General features: G+C 64.3%; 17 protein-coding genes and 1 pseudogene. 16 read left to right on the forward strand and 2 right to left on the reverse strand.

The features are described 5' to 3' along the window. Nucleotides 1-20: 20 nt before the first annotated feature. Nucleotides 21-611: a thiamine phosphate synthase gene (gene thiE, locus VKS22_10020; GenBank protein ID HLW70947.1), complete on the forward strand. Its 591-nt coding sequence runs from the start codon at nucleotides 21-23 to the stop codon at nucleotides 609-611. Nucleotides 612-655: 44 nt separating this feature from the next. Here thiE and VKS22_10025 read toward each other — a convergent pair whose 3' ends face one another. After that, complete coding sequence (locus VKS22_10025; protein ID HLW70948.1) at nucleotides 656-1369, reverse strand: hypothetical protein; 714 nt, start codon at nucleotides 1367-1369, stop codon at nucleotides 656-658. A 211-nt stretch (nucleotides 1370-1580) separates the two neighbouring features. Further along, nucleotides 1581-1868 (reverse strand): annotated as a pseudogene (locus tag VKS22_10030) (transposase). A 270-nt stretch (nucleotides 1869-2138) separates the two neighbouring features. Between VKS22_10030 and VKS22_10035 the strand changes: the two are divergent. From VKS22_10035 to VKS22_10105, 15 genes are all read left to right on the forward strand, one after another. Next, nucleotides 2139-2648, forward strand: coding sequence for a nuclear transport factor 2 family protein (locus VKS22_10035; GenBank protein HLW70949.1), 510 nt, complete (start codon nucleotides 2139-2141; stop codon nucleotides 2646-2648). An 11-nt stretch (nucleotides 2649-2659) separates the two neighbouring features. Next, complete coding sequence (locus VKS22_10040; protein HLW70950.1) at nucleotides 2660-3847, forward strand: cysteine desulfurase family protein; 1188 nt, start codon at nucleotides 2660-2662, stop codon at nucleotides 3845-3847. Then, a complete protein-coding gene (gene mnmA / locus VKS22_10045) occupies nucleotides 3844-4935 on the forward strand; it encodes a tRNA 2-thiouridine(34) synthase MnmA (protein ID HLW70951.1) in 1092 nt (363 codons plus the stop codon). Before VKS22_10040 ends, mnmA begins: the two co-directional genes overlap by 4 nt. A gap of 19 nt (nucleotides 4936-4954) precedes the next feature. Continuing rightward, complete coding sequence (gene mtaB, locus VKS22_10050; protein ID HLW70952.1) at nucleotides 4955-6274, forward strand: tRNA (N(6)-L-threonylcarbamoyladenosine(37)-C(2))-methylthiotransferase MtaB; 1320 nt, start codon at nucleotides 4955-4957, stop codon at nucleotides 6272-6274. Next, nucleotides 6213-6977 carry a ribonuclease III gene (rnc, locus tag VKS22_10055; GenBank protein HLW70953.1) on the forward strand — a complete coding sequence of 255 codons (765 nt, stop codon included), beginning with the start codon at nucleotides 6213-6215 and terminating at the stop codon, nucleotides 6975-6977. The genes mtaB and rnc overlap by 62 nt, the downstream gene beginning before the upstream one ends. A 64-nt stretch (nucleotides 6978-7041) precedes the next feature. Further along, on the forward strand, nucleotides 7042-7962 hold the full coding sequence (era, locus tag VKS22_10060; protein HLW70954.1) for a GTPase Era: 921 nt from the start codon (nucleotides 7042-7044) through the stop codon (nucleotides 7960-7962). A gap of 1 nt (nucleotide 7963) precedes the next feature. Then, on the forward strand, nucleotides 7964-9388 hold the full coding sequence (gene der, locus VKS22_10065) for a ribosome biogenesis GTPase Der (protein ID HLW70955.1): 1425 nt from the start codon (nucleotides 7964-7966) through the stop codon (nucleotides 9386-9388). A 21-nt stretch (nucleotides 9389-9409) separates the two neighbouring features. Beyond that, nucleotides 9410-10207 (forward strand): methyltransferase domain-containing protein, encoded by a 798-nt coding sequence (locus tag VKS22_10070; protein HLW70956.1) that lies wholly within the window; start codon nucleotides 9410-9412, stop codon nucleotides 10205-10207. A gap of 7 nt (nucleotides 10208-10214) precedes the next feature. Continuing rightward, nucleotides 10215-11168 carry an isoaspartyl peptidase/L-asparaginase gene (locus VKS22_10075; protein ID HLW70957.1) on the forward strand — a complete coding sequence of 318 codons (954 nt, stop codon included), beginning with the start codon at nucleotides 10215-10217 and terminating at the stop codon, nucleotides 11166-11168. Further along, the gene (locus VKS22_10080; GenBank protein HLW70958.1) at nucleotides 11165-12931 is read left to right on the forward strand and encodes a glycosyltransferase family 39 protein; all 1767 of its coding nucleotides are present in this window, start codon (nucleotides 11165-11167) and stop codon (nucleotides 12929-12931) included. Before VKS22_10075 ends, VKS22_10080 begins: the two co-directional genes overlap by 4 nt. A 308-nt stretch (nucleotides 12932-13239) precedes the next feature. Then, nucleotides 13240-13575: a zinc ribbon domain-containing protein gene (locus VKS22_10085; GenBank protein ID HLW70959.1), complete on the forward strand. Its 336-nt coding sequence runs from the start codon at nucleotides 13240-13242 to the stop codon at nucleotides 13573-13575. A 28-nt stretch (nucleotides 13576-13603) separates the two neighbouring features. Continuing rightward, nucleotides 13604-13852: a zf-TFIIB domain-containing protein gene (locus tag VKS22_10090; protein ID HLW70960.1), complete on the forward strand. Its 249-nt coding sequence runs from the start codon at nucleotides 13604-13606 to the stop codon at nucleotides 13850-13852. Nucleotides 13853-13898: 46 nt separating this feature from the next. After that, a complete protein-coding gene (locus VKS22_10095; protein HLW70961.1) occupies nucleotides 13899-14285 on the forward strand; it encodes an NADH-quinone oxidoreductase subunit A in 387 nt (128 codons plus the stop codon). A 24-nt stretch (nucleotides 14286-14309) separates the two neighbouring features. Then, on the forward strand, nucleotides 14310-14816 hold the full coding sequence (nuoB, locus tag VKS22_10100) for an NADH-quinone oxidoreductase subunit NuoB (protein HLW70962.1): 507 nt from the start codon (nucleotides 14310-14312) through the stop codon (nucleotides 14814-14816). 20 nt (nucleotides 14817-14836) lie between these two features. Next, entirely contained in the window at nucleotides 14837-15367 is a 531-nt protein-coding gene (locus VKS22_10105) for an NADH-quinone oxidoreductase subunit C (protein ID HLW70963.1), read from the forward strand. Nucleotides 15368-15396: the final 29 nt, after the last annotated feature.

A 15396-nucleotide genomic window follows, 5' to 3' on the forward strand; every position in this document is an offset into this window, starting at 1 on the left:
TCGCTTCCCATTTCTACGCGATGATTGATCCGGCCGGCGGCCACGAGCCCGTCACCCTCGCCCGTCTCCTGCTTGACGCCGGCGCTAGCGTCTTGCAGTTACGCCTGAAGGAGGCCGGCGCACGCGATTTCTTGAGCGCGGCGCGCGCGATCGTTGCGCTCGCCCATGAGCGCGAGGCCTGCCTGATCGTCAACGATCGGGTGGATATTGCGATTCTGGCCGGTGCGGACGGGGTTCATCTGGGCCAGCAGGATTTGCCGCTTGAGGCCGCCCGCCGGCTCGTCGGCGCGGATCGAATTATCGGCATCTCGACTCACACGGTCGAGCAGGCGCGCGTAGCCGAGGTCGGCGGCGCTGACTATATCGGGTTTGGCGCGATCTATTCGGGCGGCTTGAAAAATGTCCAAAACGCGCAGGGACTCGAGCGTCTGCGCGAGGTCCGTGACGCCGTGCAGATGCCGATCGTTGCGATAGGCGGCATCACCGAAGCGACGATCCCCGCCGTACTCGCGGCCGGGGCGGACGCCGCGGCGATCATCACAGATGTCGTGCACGCGCCGAACATCGCCGTGAAGGTTAAGTCGATTCTGACAATCCTCCGAGCAGTCTAGGGCGGGAGCTTCACGCTCGCCGAATTTTCACTCGAACGCGGCAATCACTCGAGAGCGGTCATGGCGATATAGCCTTCGAGGCCGTCCTTCATCCGGATTTTCATGTAGTTTAGCGACGTGCCAATCACATGGACGTCGTGCGTGTTGTGCACCTCGGCGAGTTTTTTCCCGTAGCGATTCGGCTCCGACAGGACGGGAGTATCTTTCGTCAGCTTGAACATTTTGTCCGTCGGCCGGTCGAGCTCGACCGCGCTGACCGGAACATAGCCGACTGCACCGCTCTTGAGCTTGACCTGAACGAAGTAATGAGTCGCGCCAGTGACATGAACGAATTTGCCGGGGTCCATGCGCTCGATCCGGCTCGACGAATCTGCGGGACTCGTGTAGGCCCACGAGGACTCTTTCAATTTGAGCATCGCGTCCGCCGGCTCGACCGCGCCGGACCATGCCACAGATGTTTTCCGCACAGACTTCTTCGCCGCATGATGGACGGCGCGAGGCGTGTGCGACACCGGCACCGCCGGGAGGGGTGCCGTTGGGACGCCTTCATCCGCGGCTGCCGGAACGGCGGCCGACGGTGCCGAATCCTCCGGCGCGATCGTAGTCTCCGGCAGCGTTTTCGGCGCAGCGCTGGGTTGCGCAAGTGCCGGAATGATCGCGGCTAACGTCATCGCGCAGGCGGCCATGAAGAGCGGCAGGCACCCGCCCGTCTTGCGTCGCCCCGACGAACCCTGCGCTCGAAATCCTATCCCTCTCATCCCCACAACCTCCACTCATCCCCTATGTACAGAAGCTACGACATATAAAATCTGCCCCGGCGCGCCGAGATTCAAGGCGCTAGTGTCGCGCGTCCCGCAAGTTGCGCTAACCGCGGCGCCAACGCCCCCTCATTCAGGCAGGAGTTCGGCGGAGCGAGAAGTCTCCGAAAAATGCGCGACGTTGGTGGAAGCCGGGATTCTTTCGCTGCGCTCAGCGACTGTGGAGATCAAGGTGGTTGGGGTTCCAGGGCGTGGCTTTGCGAAGGATGGCATTTAGGGTAATGAGTAGTTTGCGCATACAGGCGACGAGGGCGAGCTTTTTGGCTTTGCCGCGTGCGAGCAGGGCTTGGTAGTGGGCGCGCCGCGGCGGATTGTGGCGCACTGCGCTGAGCGCGGCCATATAGAGCATGGTGCGGACGCGGGCGCGACCGCACCAGATGGTCTGTCGGCCCTTGAACTTGCCGCTCTCAAAGGGATGCGGCGCGACGCCGACCAGCGCCGCGAGTTGGCGGCAGCCGAGTGGCCGAGTTCGGGCAGTTCGGCGAGCAAGGTGAAGCTCAGTTGTGGGCCCATCCCGGGACCGCTGCCATGAGCTCGGCTTTGGCCTTGTGCGCCGGCGCGCTGGCCAGCACCTGCTGGAGTTCCTGCTCGACTTCCGCCACCGGCGCACCACCGGCTTCATGCGAGAAACGATGACGGGGCGGCTGACGTCACAGTGCAAAGCCTGCCGCGTCCAAACCAGACGGTCTTGTCCGAGGAGAGATATCAGATGAAAAAAGGCGCTCTTCTATTGGCGGTCGTGATAATAGGGATAGTCCTTTGGGGCGTCGGATCAAATGCCGAATCGGGGAAGAGCGACAAACAGCAGATCATCGATCTTGAACATGGGCTGATCGCGGCGACCAATAATAAGAACGTCGATGAGATGATGAGCTATTACGACGGCACGGACCGGCTGATAATCTTCGATGCGGTCCCGCCGCTGAAATATTCTGGAACCCAGGCGTGGCGCAAAAACCTTGACGGCTTTGTCGCGGCCTACAATCCCGGGATTCTGGAAATCACGGATTTGCAGATCGTCAACGATGCTAAAATCGGGTACGCGCACAGCATCCAGCGCTTCACCGGGACGGACAAAAACGGCAGGAAGGTGCGGATGGCGTTCCGCGTAACCGATTGTCTCGAAAAGGAAAACGGTAAATGGAAGATCGTGCATGAGCATAACTCGATGCCGATCGATTATGCTTCAGGCCGCGCCTTCCTCGATGAAGCGAGCTGAGCGAAGAGTCGATGCCGATCTATCTCGATCATAACGCCGGTGCGCCGATGCGCCCCACGGTGCGCGCAGCGCTGACGGAGTTTCTCGCCCGCGAGACCGGGGCCAATCCTGCGTCGATTCATCGGAGCGGCCAGCGGGCGCGGCGCGAACTCGAACGCGCACGTGAGCGCGTGGCGCGGCTGCTTGGCGCGCCCACGCGATCGATCGTTTTCACGAGCGGCGGGACCGAAGCCAACAATCTCGCGATTTTTGGTGCGGCGCGCTTGTCGGCGCGGCGGCAGATCGTTACGACCGCGATCGAACACTCGTCGATACTTGCGCCTTTGACCGCGCTCGAAAGCGCGGGATTCGAGATTGTGCGGGTCGCACCCGATTCCGACGGCCTGGTTAATCCGGACGCGATCACGCGGCATGTCGGCGCCGAGACTGCTCTCGTCACGCTCGGGCTGGCCAACGCCGAAGTCGGCGCGATCCAAACGATTGCACCGGTCACGGAGGCGGCCAGGCGCGCCGGCGCACTCCTGCATCTGGACGCGGCGCAGGTTGCCGGGCGGATTCCGCTCGCGGTGGACGACTTCGGCTGCGACCTGATGGCGCTTAGCGCCCACAAGCTCGGCGGACCCGGGGGGAGCGGGGCGCTATACGTGCGGCCCGGTAATGCTCTCGCGCCCGTCATGCTTGGCGGGCCGCAAGAAACCGGACTCCGCGCCGGCACGCCGAATCTCGCCGGCGCGATCGGCTTTGGCGTCGCCGCGGAGACGGTGATGGGAGCCCTCGAAGAAGAATCGATCCGCGTTGGTGCGTTGTCCGCCCAATTGCTCGAGCGGCTGCTTCTAGCGATTCCCGGACTCCGCCTGAACGGTCCGCGACGCGAACGCATCCAGAACACCCTCAACCTGACTTTCCCGTACGTGCTCGGCGAAACGATGTTGATTGCGCTCGACCTCGAAGGCGTCGAGGTGTCGATGGGCTCGGCCTGCGCGGCCGGCGCCGTCGAGCCCTCCCACGTGCTGCTCGCGATGGGCCGCGACCCCGCCGCCGCCCGCAGCTCCTTGCGCATCAGCCTCGGCTGGAGCACGACCGCGGCCGAAATCGCCCGCGCCGGCGAGTTGATTCCGCTCGTCTGGCGGCGCGTGGTAGCCGCCGAGCCAGTCAGCTCTGCCGAATCCGCCGCGACTACCGTCGGAGCAGCGCGATGAAGCCGCGGGTGCTGGTTGCGATGTCCGGCGGAGTCGATAGTTCCGTGGCCGCGGCGCTGCTCCGCGACCAGGGCTACGATGTCGTCGGGGTGGCGATGCGGCTTGCGCCCGAGCGGCCGCCGGGCGAAGCGCGCCGCCGAGGGACCTGTTGTTCGCACGACGATTTCGAGGACGCGCGCCGGGTAGCGGAGCGGCTCGATTTTCCCTTTTACGTCGTCGATCTGCGAGCGGATTTCGCTGCCCGTGTGATGGACAACTTTGCTGCCGAGTACCTGCGCGGCCGCACGCCGAATCCGTGCGTGATGTGCAATCGCGAGATCAAGTTCGATCGCCTGTGGCAACGCGCGCGCGCCCTTCAGGCGGACTTCATCGCGACCGGCCATTACGCGCGGATCGCAGCCGGCGCCGACGGAATCTTTCGGCTGCGTCGAGCGGCCGATGAGGCTAAAGATCAATCCTATTTTCTCTTCAGCCTGCAACAGCGCGAGTTGGCCCGGACCCTGTTCCCGCTTGGGGCGATGACCAAGCACGAGGCCCGTGCGCGCGCGCGAGCGCTCGGGCTGGTTAATGCCGATAAGCCCGAGAGCCAGGAGATCTGCTTCGTGCCCGACGGCAACTATGCCGCTCACGTCGAGCGCGCCACGCCCGCCGACGCTATCCGGGCCGGCCGGATTGTCGATGATGCCGGGCGGACGCTCGCCCGCCACGCCGGCATCCACCACTTTACTGTGGGACAGCGGCGCGGCCTCGGTGTCGCCTCGAGCGAACCGCTTTACGTGCGCGCGATCGACGCTGCCAGCGGCGACGTTACGGTCGGCACTCGCGGCGGTCTCAGCGCGCCCGGACTGATCGCGAAGCAGGTGAGTCTGGTTAGTCCGCAGAGGCTTGATTACAAGTTCAAGGCCGAGGTGAAGATCCGCTATCGCAATCCGGGGATTCCGGCGACGATCGAGCTTACCGGCACTGATCGCGCGGAAGTGCGGTTTGTTGAGAGCGGCCCGGCCGTCACGCCCGGACAGGCGTGCGTCTTCTATCGCGGCGACGAAGTGCTCGGCGGCGGCTTTATCGAGCAGGCGTTGGCGGGCTGACAGGCCTGGGAGCGATGAAGTGACGCGTTTTGCCATCGCCACGCTCGGCTGCAAAGTCAATCAGTACGACTCGGCGATGATCGAGACGCGGCTCGCCGCCGCAGGCCTCGAGCGCTGTGAGTTCGACGAGGTCGCCGATGTTTATATCGTCAACACCTGCACGGTGACCGACCGCGCCGACACCGAAAGCCTGCGCATCGCGCGCCGCGCCCGCCGTCTCAATCCGGCCGCGCGGGTGATCATGACCGGATGCTTCGCGCAGGCCAGTCCCGGCGTGCTGGCGAAGTCGTTGGCGGTGGACGCGGTGATCGGCCTCGGCCGGCCCCACGATCTCGAAAACGCCGCGCTCGGCCGCCCGCACGAGCGCGTGATGGTCTCGAACCTGCGCAAGGAGACCGCCGCCATCGAGCTCGGCACGGTCGCCCTCGACGGCCGCACGCGCGCGTTCCTCAAGTTGCAGGAGGGCTGCGATCAGTTCTGCTCGTTCTGCATCGTACCGTTCTCGCGCGGACGCTCGCGTAGCGTCGATCCGCGCCGCGTGATTACCGCAATCGACGGACTTCACGCCAATGGCTTCAAGGAAGTAATTCTCACCGGGGTCCATCTCGGCGGCTACGGCAAGGACCTCGATCCGCCGATTACTCTCGAAGCACTGCTGGAAATGATCGAGGAACGCGCGGCGATCCCGCGCATCCGCCTCAGCTCACTGGATCCCGAGGAGTTGAGCGATCGCATCATCGATCTCGTCGCCGCCAGTAAGAAGTTCTGTCCGCATTTCCATCTGCCGCTGCAGGCGGGTGAGGACGACACCTTGCGCCGGATGCGGCGGCGCTACGACCGCGAAGCCTTTCGCGAGCGCGTCGAGCGCCTGACGGCCGCGATGCCTGACGTCGCGATCGGCACCGACCTGATCGCCGGGTTTCCGGAGGAAAGCAGCAGCAATTTCGAGTCTTACTTTAAGTTTGTCGAGAGTCTGCCGCTGGCCTATTTTCACGTCTTCCCTTACTCGATCCGCTCGGGTACGACCGCCGCGAAGATGCCAAATCAGGTCGCGTCCTCGGTAATCAAGGAGCGTGCGGCGGCGCTGCGGGAGCTCGGCGAAAGCAAGCATCGCGCGTTTGGCAGCCGCTTCCTTGGCGCTCGACTTAAAGTGTTACTTGAGGAAAGCGCCGGCGCCGGCATCTGGCGCGGCTACAGCCGTAATTATCTGCGGGTATTGACCGAGGCTGCCTCCGACGTGCGTAATCAGGAAGTCGAAGTGGAGGTGAAGCGATCGGGTGGGGCAGGCGCGGAGCTGGTGGGGAAGATTATTCGGCCCGTGGCTGCGGGATCGTTCTGAGCGTCCGTCGTCCGCGCCAGCGTCGAATCTCGCGAGCGACTTCCACCAGGTTCTCGGCTATAATTTCTCGCGACCTGAGCTCTTGACCCTCGCGCTGACTCATCCGAGCGTGGTGAATCCGGGCGAACCGCATTATGAGCGGCTCGAGTTCCTGGGTGACGCGGTGCTCGACCTCGCGATTGCCGACCTCCTGATGCGCCGGTTTCCGGACGCCGACGAAGGGTTGCTCTCGAAGGAGCGCGCGTCGATCGTCAACGGCCGAACCCTGGCGATGAAGGCCGTCGAAGTCGGGTTGGGAAAAAAAATGCGGCTCGGCAAGGGTGAGGAAAAAAGCGGCGGCCGCGCGAAAATTTCGATCCTGGCGGCATCATTTGAAGCGGTGATTGGCGCGATCTACTCCGACGGCGGGCTCAACCCGGCGCAGCAGGTGGTCGAGCGCCTGTTTCGCGACGACATCGGCGGACCCGCCGCCGAGCGCGATTACAAGACCGAATTGCAGGAGATGGCTCATCGCCGCTTTCGCGTGCAGCCGGTCTATGAGCTTGTCGCCGCAGCCGGTCCCGAACATGCCAAGCGCTTTACCACGCGCATCCGGATCGGCGCCCGTGAGCTTGGTCAGGGCGAGGGGCGCAGCAAGAAGCAAAGCGAGCAGGCCGCGGCGCGCGAAACCCTCGCGCGGCTCGCCCGCGACGAAGCTAATTAATGACGAAGCTAATTAATGATGATGCGAACTGAGATGATTCAAACTAGTTGGTCCAGCTAACCCGATGAGCTCTACTGCCGCCGGCGCCATAGTCGAACCGGCCTATCGCGCCGGTTTTCTCACGCTGGCTGGGCGCACCAACGTCGGTAAATCGACGCTGCTCAATCGTCTCGTTGGCCACAAGGTCGCGATCGTCACGCCCAAGCCGCAGACGACGCGCCGCCGCATCGTCGGTATCCGCACGGACGCCGACGCCCAGATCGTCCTGATCGATACGCCGGGCTTCCACGACGCCCGCCGCCCGCTCAATCGCCGCATGGTCGATACTGCCCGCCGCGGCTTGGCGGAGGGCGAAGTGATCGCGGTTTTGATCGAAGCGCGCGGCGCACTCGACGACGCCGATCGCGCCCTGCTCGCCGAGATCGCGCAACTTGAGCGGCCCACCATAATCGTGATCAACAAGATCGACCGGCGCGGGCGCGCCTCGACGCTGCCGCTCGCTGCCCAGGCGCACGAGCTGATGCCGCGTGCGGAGATCGTGCCGGTCAGCGCGCTCACCGGCGAGAACGTCGAGGAGTTCTTGCGGGTAGTCAAGCCGCTGCTGCCCGCGAGTCCCGCGCTGATGCCCGCCGATCAATACACCGACCAGACCGAACGCATGATCGCCGAGGAGATCATCCGCGAAAAGATCTTCATTGCGATGCGCCAGGAGATTCCCTTTTCGACCGCAGTGATCGTCGAGCAGTTTCACAGCTATGATGAAACAACGGGTCTGGCGCGGATCGAAGCGCTGGTGATCATCAGCCGCAAGTCGCACAAGGGCATGATCATCGGCGCGGGCGGCCGCACGCTCAAAACGATCGGGACCGCGGCGCGGCTCGAACTCGAAGAGCTGCTCGGGCGGCGCATCTTTCTCGGCCTGCGGGTCAAGGTCGAAGCCGGCTGGACCGACGATCCGCGCAAGTTGCAGGAGCTCGGTTACTGACATGGCGCGCGAGCCGAAAGCCGCGCCGCCGCAACCGCCGCGAATCGGCGGGGGCGAGCGGCCCACCGTCGTGCTGGCCGGCCGCGCCAACGCCGGCAAATCGACCCTGTTCAATCGGATCGCGCGCCGCGGCCGCGCCATCACCAGTGCGATCGCCGGCACCACGCGCGACGTCAACGTCGCGCGCGCCGAGTACGAAGGCCGCGAATTCGACATCGTCGATAGCGGCGGCGTCGAACTGTACACGCGCGAACCGGAGACCGAGCGTGCGATGGAAGAGGCGCTGCGCGCGGTCGCGGGCGCCGCCGTGGTGGTCCTCGTGGTCGACGGCCGCGCGGGCATTTCGAGCGGCGATCGCGACGCCTTGGACCTGGTCCGTGAAAGCGGCCGGCCGCTGATTGTCGCGGTCAACAAGATCGAACACGCCAGCCAAGAGGCTGCCGCCGGCGAAGCTTACGCCCTCGGCGTCGAGACCGTCGTCAACGTCTCGGCGGCGCACGGCCGCGGCATCCCCGACCTCCTCGATGCGATCGTTGCCCGGCTGCCGGCGGCGGAATCTGCCGAGGCTGAAACTCCGCCCGATCTGCGGTTTGCCTTGATCGGTCGCCCCAACGTCGGCAAGTCCTCGTTATTCAATCGCCTCGCCGGCTATGAGCGTTCGATCGTCGCCGATCGCCCCGGCACCACGCGCGATCCGGTCGATCTGCGTCTTGAGGATAACGGCTTGAGCCTGCTGCTGGTCGATACCGCCGGCATCCGCCGCCCGACCAAAGTCGACGGCGAACTCGAGCAGCACTCGGTCGGTCGCGCGATCGAAACTATCCGCCGCGCCGAAGTTCTCGCGCTCATCGTGGACGCCACCGAAGGTCTGACCGATCAGGACGCGCGGCTGGCGCATCTGGCTGCGACCAACGATCGCGCGCTGCTCATCGTCTTCAACAAATGGGATAAGGCCGCGGCGCAAGGACGGCGCGTGCCGGTCTTCGTCGCGCAGGCCCGGCGGCGCTATCCGTTCCTCGACTTCGCGCCGATCCTGTTTACCTCGGCGCTGACCGGCGACGGTGTCCGCGAGCTGATTCCCGCCGCCGTGCGGGCCGGCGCGGCCTGGCGCGCCAGATTTCAGACCGCGCTGCTCAATCGCGTACTCGCCGAAACTCTCGCAGCGATGGATCCCCCGCTCGTCGCCGGCCGCCGTCTCAAATTGATGTATGTCACCCAAATCGCGAGTATGCCGCCGCGGCTCGCCTTCTTCACCAATCTCGAACGCGATATCCCGACGCACTACATGCGCTTCCTCGAAAGCCGTTTTCGCGCGGCGCTCGATCTCGAGGACGTCGGGACGCCGCTGCGGCTTGAGTTCCGTCGCGCCGGCCAATCGGTCGAGGCGCGCGCCCGCCGCGCCGCGCATATCGACCGCGCCGATTAACCGCAAGCCGCGAGCCTCGCGATGGCGGATTGGGATCCTGCGCTCTATAACCGCTTCCAGGACTACCGCGCCGAGCCGGTTGCGTGGATTCTCGCGCGCCTGCCGCTCGAGCCTGCGGATCTCGTCGTCGATTTCGGCTGCGGCACGGGCGAGAACACGATCGAGCTGGCGCGCCGCGTCACCCGCGGACGGGCGACCGGCATCGATTCGTCGCCCGCCATGATCGCGCGCGCCGAGCAACTCCGCGCCACACTCGAACCCGACCTCCGCGACCGCGTGCATTTCGTCGCCGGTGACTTCCGCACCGCCGCCGCCGATCGCGCGTGGTCGATCGTCTTCTCGAATGCCGCTCTGCAATGGGCGGCTAACCATCGTGACTTGCTCACGCGCTGGTTTCGCGCACTTACGCCGGGGGGCCGACTCGTCGTGCAGGTGCCCTCGAATCACGAGGAGACCGCGCAGGCCACGCTGGGCGAACTCGCTGCCGACGCCAGTTGGCGCGACCTTGTCGGCGACCGCGAAACTCCGTCGCATGGCGTCGGAACCCCGGAAGATTATCGCACGATGCTCGAAGCAATCGGTTTCGTCGAAATCGATTGCTACTACCGCCAGTTCAACCATCCGATGGAGAGTCCCTCGGCGATTGTCGAGTTTTGCCGCGCGACCGCCCTGCGCCCGTTCCTCGAGCGCCTGCCCGATGATCGCCACGGCGAATTTATCGAGGAATTCACGCGTCGGCTCGAACGCGCCTACGGCACGCGCGGCCCTCTGATCTTTCCTTTTCGCCGGCTTTTCCTTTGGGCGCGTCGTCCACACTGAATCTGTGGTGGCCCGTCGCGAGAAGCTTCCGATCCTGATTGTTCACGGCGGCGCCGGCGGCCGCGCTGCGCCGGATGACCGCGCGGGTCGCCGGCGCGCGATGCTTGCCGCGATTGCAGCCGGCGCACGTCTTTTGCGCGACGGCGCTCATGCCCTCGACGCTGTAATCGCCGCGGTCACCACGCTCGAGGACGACCCGCTCTTCAATGCCGGCTACGGCTCGTGCCTGACGATCGACGGCCACGTTGAAATGGATGCGGGTGTTGCGGTCGCCGAGTCCGCGAACCACGAATCAAGAAGTCGCGCCGCTCCCCGCTCAGGCGGCGTGGTGCTGATCAGCCGCATGCGCAATCCGATTCTGCTGGCGCGCGCCGTGATGGAGCGCACGCCTCATCTGCTCCTCGGCGGCGCAGGCGCCGAGCGTATCGCCCGCTCGGCGGGGCTGCGGCTGTGCAGCCGCGCGTCGCTGATCGCGCCGCAGGCGCTCGCGCGATGGCGCGCGCGGCGTCACCAAGCCGGCCCCACCGACTCGCACGGCACCGTCGGTGCGGTCGCGCTCGACGTCTCCGGCAATCTCGCCGCCGCGACTTCTACCGGCGGCGTCGCTGGTAAAGTCCCGGGCCGCATCGGCGACTCCGCGATTCTCGGCGCCGGTCTCTACGCCGATCGCCACGGCGCAGCTTCCGCCACCGGCAACGGCGAGTCGATTCTGCGCGCCGCGCTCTGCCGCGAGGCGGTCGCGCGACTCGACCGCCGTTCGGCCGCCGAGGTCGCCGCCAACGTAATCTCGCACATGAGTCGGGACTGCGCCGGCGAGGCCGGCATCATCCTCGTTGACGCTCGCGGACGCTTCGGCACCGCGCATAACGCCGCCGCGATGGAAATCGCAACCTTCGATCCCGCGGGCGGAACGCACTATCTGCTCGCGCGGCGCGTCGACAAATCGCGGCGACCCGCATGAGCCTTCCTCGGGGCGTTCGTCTCGCCGCACCCTTTCTAATCGCAATTGTCCTGCTCGCCCCGGGCCTCTCAGCGCCCTTTGCCAAGGACGCCGAGCCCCAGTCCGCACAGTGGATCGCCGACATCGTGGATCACGGCCACTGGCTCCTGCCGGTGGATTATTATGGTTTCGTCAATCGCAAGCCGCCGCTGTACTACTGGCTGTCGGCCCTTGCTTCCGATCTGAGCGGCAAGCCCGTCGACGAGACGCGCGCGCGCCTGGTCTCCCTGATCGCCGGCGCCGCGCTCGCGACGATCGTCTTCGACTGGACCGCTGCGCTGCTCGGTGCCGCGACCGGATGGCTTGCCTTCGCCTTTCTGCTCGGCAGCTACGGCTTTGCGTCACGCGCGACGACTGCATTGACCGACATGCTGATGACGACGCTTTTGTTCGCCATCTGGTGCGCAATCTTTCCAGCGCTCGACGATTCTCCGTCGTGGTCAGGCACCCTCGTTGCCGGGGTGCTGCTGGGGCTCGCGATTCTCACCAAGGGTCCCGTAGTAGTGGTCATTCTGGGCCTCGCGCTCGTGCTTTATCTCCTGATGGTGCGCCGCAATCCGTTCGAGCTTGCGCGGCGCCGATGGCCTTGGGCGATGCTCGCGCTGGCAGTTGCGATCGCCGCGGCCTGGTACGTTCCGGCGCTGGCGGCCCATCGCGGCAATGAAGTCGCGGCCCTGTTTGTCAGCGAGAACTTCGGTCATTTTATGCCGTCGAGCATGGGCGGAACCGGCGAGGCCGCACGCCCCTTCTATTACATTGTGATGCGTCTTTGGGGCGGGATGTTGCCGCTGAGCATTCTGTTTCCGGCGCTCGTGGCCGCCTGCGTGCGCAGCGATTTTGATCCCGCCGCGCGCGCGCCGCTTCGCTTTCAACTCGCGATGGCGCTCGCGGTCCTGCTCTTGTTCTCCGCCGCCAACGCCAAGCGCGACGACTACATTCTGCCCGCCATCCCGTCGCTCGCGATTCTGCTCGCCGCCCTGTTCACCCATTTGCGAACCGACTCGAAGCGGCGCGCAATCACGCGTTGCCTGCGCGATCTCACAACCGTGACGATCGCCGCTGCGATGGCGATCGGAATAATCTTCGCCATAATCGCGGCTACATCGCTGTTGTCACCGAACGCCGGCGATCACGCATGGCTGACGCGCTTGCAATCCAGCGACGCCTCCTACGCGGCAATTTTTGTCGCCGGCATCGCCCACTGGAGATGGCCCTTCGTGGCGTTCGAGGCAGCGGTCCTTGCGGGTGCAGTCACGGTGATCGTCGGTCTACAGCGGCGAACCCCGCTCGTAGCCGGCATCGGGCTGGCGATCACCACCTTAGCCGCTTCGCTTCTCTGGACCGCGGTCGTGCGACCGGCCGAGATGCGCACTCGCAGCCTCGTCGATTTCGCGCCCGCGGTTCGCATGAGGATCGGCTCGGCGCCTGTCTACGTTGCCTACTTCGATCCCGAGTTTGCCTGGTATTACGGGCGCGAGGCGCCACCCCTGCCTCACGCTATCGCCCGCCGCGGCGCGCCCTCACGCGACCCGGTATATCTGGTCGCGCGGCCGCGGGAACTCTTGCGGCTAGCGCCGCAAGTGCGCGCAAGCTTGCAGGTACTCATGCGGGCAGATCTCTCCGGCGGAGGGGGAACACCCGCGCTCTACGAGATTCCGCAAATCACCGCGCCGCCCGATTTGAAACCGCCGCGCAAGCGGCTAAGTAATCACTGGGCGAACTAGCGGAGCTATGCGACGATGGCGAAGGGAGGCGAAACCTATCCTGAACGTGCGATCAGCTTCATCCTGCGGCTAATGGTCTCGCTGATCATCCCGGTTTGGGGACTGATCATGCTTCGTTCTGGGGTTGAAGCACGGCGCGGCTTGGTGGATTGCGTCGGGCGCCGTCGTGTTTGCAATCGGCGCAATCTACTTCTGCGGCAGCTCGATCATCGCGCCCTTCCTACTAGGCAGCCGCCATCCCAGCTAGCGCGGACGCGCCTTCATCTGGAATTTGCCGATCCTCATAGGCTGGGCTAGTCTGATCTCGGATGCCGATTTACGAGTATGAATGCCTGGCGTGCGGCGCTCTCAGCTCTCATATCGTGATGGGCGCGCGACGCGTTGTGCGCCCCGCCTGCGGCAACTGCGAGTCGAAGCGCACGCGGCGCGTGATGTCCTCCTTCGCGGTGCACGCCACCGAGACCTCGCGGCTCAACAGCTTCGACACCAGCGCCCCACGCGGTGAGTCCTATTATCGTGACTCTCGCAACGTCGGTCTCTGGGCCAAGAAGCGGGCCAAAGAAATGGGGGTGGATCTGGGGCCCAAGTTTGACGCCACCGTTGAGAAGGCGCGCAGCGGCAAACTGATCAACGACATGATTTGAGGATTCGCCGGAAGACTATGGAACGAACATGAGCGACGATAAATTTGGCGACAAGTTGCACGATGTCGAAAAAGCCCGCGAGGATCAGTGGGCGCGCGAAGAGGATAAGCGCCTCCTCGAACGAATGCGTCAAAAAGCGGCGACGCCCACTTGTCCGCAATGTCACACCTTGCTGGTCAGCCGTCAGGAGGGCGCATTCACTATCATGGCCTGCCAGGACGGCCACGGCGCCTGGCTCGATCACGACGCCCTGCAAGGTCTAATCCATGCACGCTGACCGCAGTCGCCTCTAGGTTCCGCGTGACTCGTGTGAGTACTAACTGATGTATTTCGACTATGGCGTGGTGCTCGCTCTGACGATCGTCGGGTTTGCCTTAATGGCGGCGATGATCGGCCTGCAAAAGCTGCTCGCCCCCAGCAACCCGTTCGCGCGCAAGCTGATGCCGTATGAATGCGGCGAGCCGCCCACCGGTAATGCCTGGATTAACTTCAACGTCCGCTTCTACCTCATCGCGCTGGTCTTCGTAATCTTCGAGGTCGAGGTCGCTTTCATCTATCCCGTCGCTGCTGTCTACCTCGACTGGGTGCGGCACGGCCAGCGGCTTTTCGCACTCGGCGAGATAATGATCTTTCTTTTGATCCTCTTCGTCGGTCTCATTTACGTCTGGGTCAAGCGGGATCTGGAATGGGTAAAGCAAGTTCCGGACTGAGGCACAGCCCAGGAGACAACATCAATGCCGTTGCTTAATACACTGCCCGATTATGTATTGACTACCAAGACTGACGAGCTAATCAACTGGATGCGCAAATCCAGCCTCTGGTACATGCTCTTTGGGCTCGCCTGTTGCGCGATCGAATTGATGCAAACCGGGGGGCCCCGTTCGGATATCGAACGCTTCGGCGCGACCCCGCGTGCCTCTGCGCGCCAGTCCGATCTGATGATCATCGCGGGCACCCTGACGCTCAAGATGGCCCTGCGCACCCGCCTGCTCTACGATCAGATGCCCGATCCCAAATACATCATCTCGATGGGTAGCTGCTCGAATTGCGGCGGCCTGTTTCAGCTCGCCTACTCGGTCTGCGACGGCGTCGATAAAGTCTTACCCGTCGATGTTTACGTCCCCGGATGCCCGCCGCGTCCGGAAGCGCTGACGGAGGGTCTCCTCAAGCTCCAGGAGAAGATCATGACCGAGCGCTGGCTGGCGCGCGAAAGTAAACCGGTCCTTGTCGCGCAGGCTTGATAACGCACGATTGGTAGCGCATGTTGGAACCGCTCAAAATCCTTGCGCTCGTTGGCGAACGTTTTCCCGGCAAGCTGCTCGAGGTCGTTGAAGGTAAGTTCGACCCGTTCGCCGTCGTCGAACCCGCCGCGATCGTCGAAATCGCACGATTTCTGCACGACGACCCGGTCTGCGCGATGGATTGCCTCAGTAATGAGACCGGAGTCGATTACAAGGATCGGATCGAGGTTGTCTATCATCTGTTCTCGTATACCCATCGGCACGGTTGTGTTATGAAGGTCAAATTGCCGCGCGAGAATCCCGCCGTTGCGACGGTTGAGGAAGTCTGGCGCGCCGCCAACTGGATGGAGCGCGAAATCTACGATCTGCTCGGCGTCACCTTCGACGGCCATAGCGATCTGCGCCGCATCCTGATGCCCGAGGATTGGCCCGGCTATCCGCTGCGCAAGGACTTCGTTGAGCCCGCCGAATATCATGGTATTTCGACCGTGCGCGAAAGTCCGATTATCCGGCTTGACCAGCAGAAAAAAATCGGCGGTCACGCCGCTTAGTAACTGAAGTAGGTATTAGCTATAGAGTA

Source organism: Candidatus Binataceae bacterium (assembly GCA_035308025.1).
In the GTDB taxonomy this organism is placed as follows: domain Bacteria; phylum Desulfobacterota; class Binatia; order Binatales; family Binataceae; genus JAJPHI01.

Coding starts and splice junctions, on each gene's coding strand:
- VKS22_10035 (HLW70949.1), top strand. CDS start 2,139: ATGAAAAAAGGCGCTCTTCTATTGGCGGTCGTGATAATAGGGATAGTC.
- VKS22_10025 (HLW70948.1), bottom strand. CDS start 1,369: ATGAGAGGGATAGGATTTCGAGCGCAGGGTTCGTCGGGGCGACGCAAG.
- nuoB (HLW70962.1), top strand. CDS start 14,310: ATGCCGTTGCTTAATACACTGCCCGATTATGTATTGACTACCAAGACT.
- VKS22_10105 (HLW70963.1), top strand. CDS start 14,837: ATGTTGGAACCGCTCAAAATCCTTGCGCTCGTTGGCGAACGTTTTCCC.
- thiE (HLW70947.1), top strand. CDS start 21: ATGATTGATCCGGCCGGCGGCCACGAGCCCGTCACCCTCGCCCGTCTC.
- der (HLW70955.1), top strand. CDS start 7,964: ATGGCGCGCGAGCCGAAAGCCGCGCCGCCGCAACCGCCGCGAATCGGC.
- VKS22_10085 (HLW70959.1), top strand. CDS start 13,240: ATGCCGATTTACGAGTATGAATGCCTGGCGTGCGGCGCTCTCAGCTCT.
- VKS22_10070 (HLW70956.1), top strand. CDS start 9,410: ATGGCGGATTGGGATCCTGCGCTCTATAACCGCTTCCAGGACTACCGC.
- VKS22_10040 (HLW70950.1), top strand. CDS start 2,660: ATGCCGATCTATCTCGATCATAACGCCGGTGCGCCGATGCGCCCCACG.
- VKS22_10080 (HLW70958.1), top strand. CDS start 11,165: ATGAGCCTTCCTCGGGGCGTTCGTCTCGCCGCACCCTTTCTAATCGCA.
- era (HLW70954.1), top strand. CDS start 7,042: ATGAGCTCTACTGCCGCCGGCGCCATAGTCGAACCGGCCTATCGCGCC.
- VKS22_10090 (HLW70960.1), top strand. CDS start 13,604: ATGAGCGACGATAAATTTGGCGACAAGTTGCACGATGTCGAAAAAGCC.
- mnmA (HLW70951.1), top strand. CDS start 3,844: ATGAAGCCGCGGGTGCTGGTTGCGATGTCCGGCGGAGTCGATAGTTCC.
- VKS22_10095 (HLW70961.1), top strand. CDS start 13,899: ATGTATTTCGACTATGGCGTGGTGCTCGCTCTGACGATCGTCGGGTTT.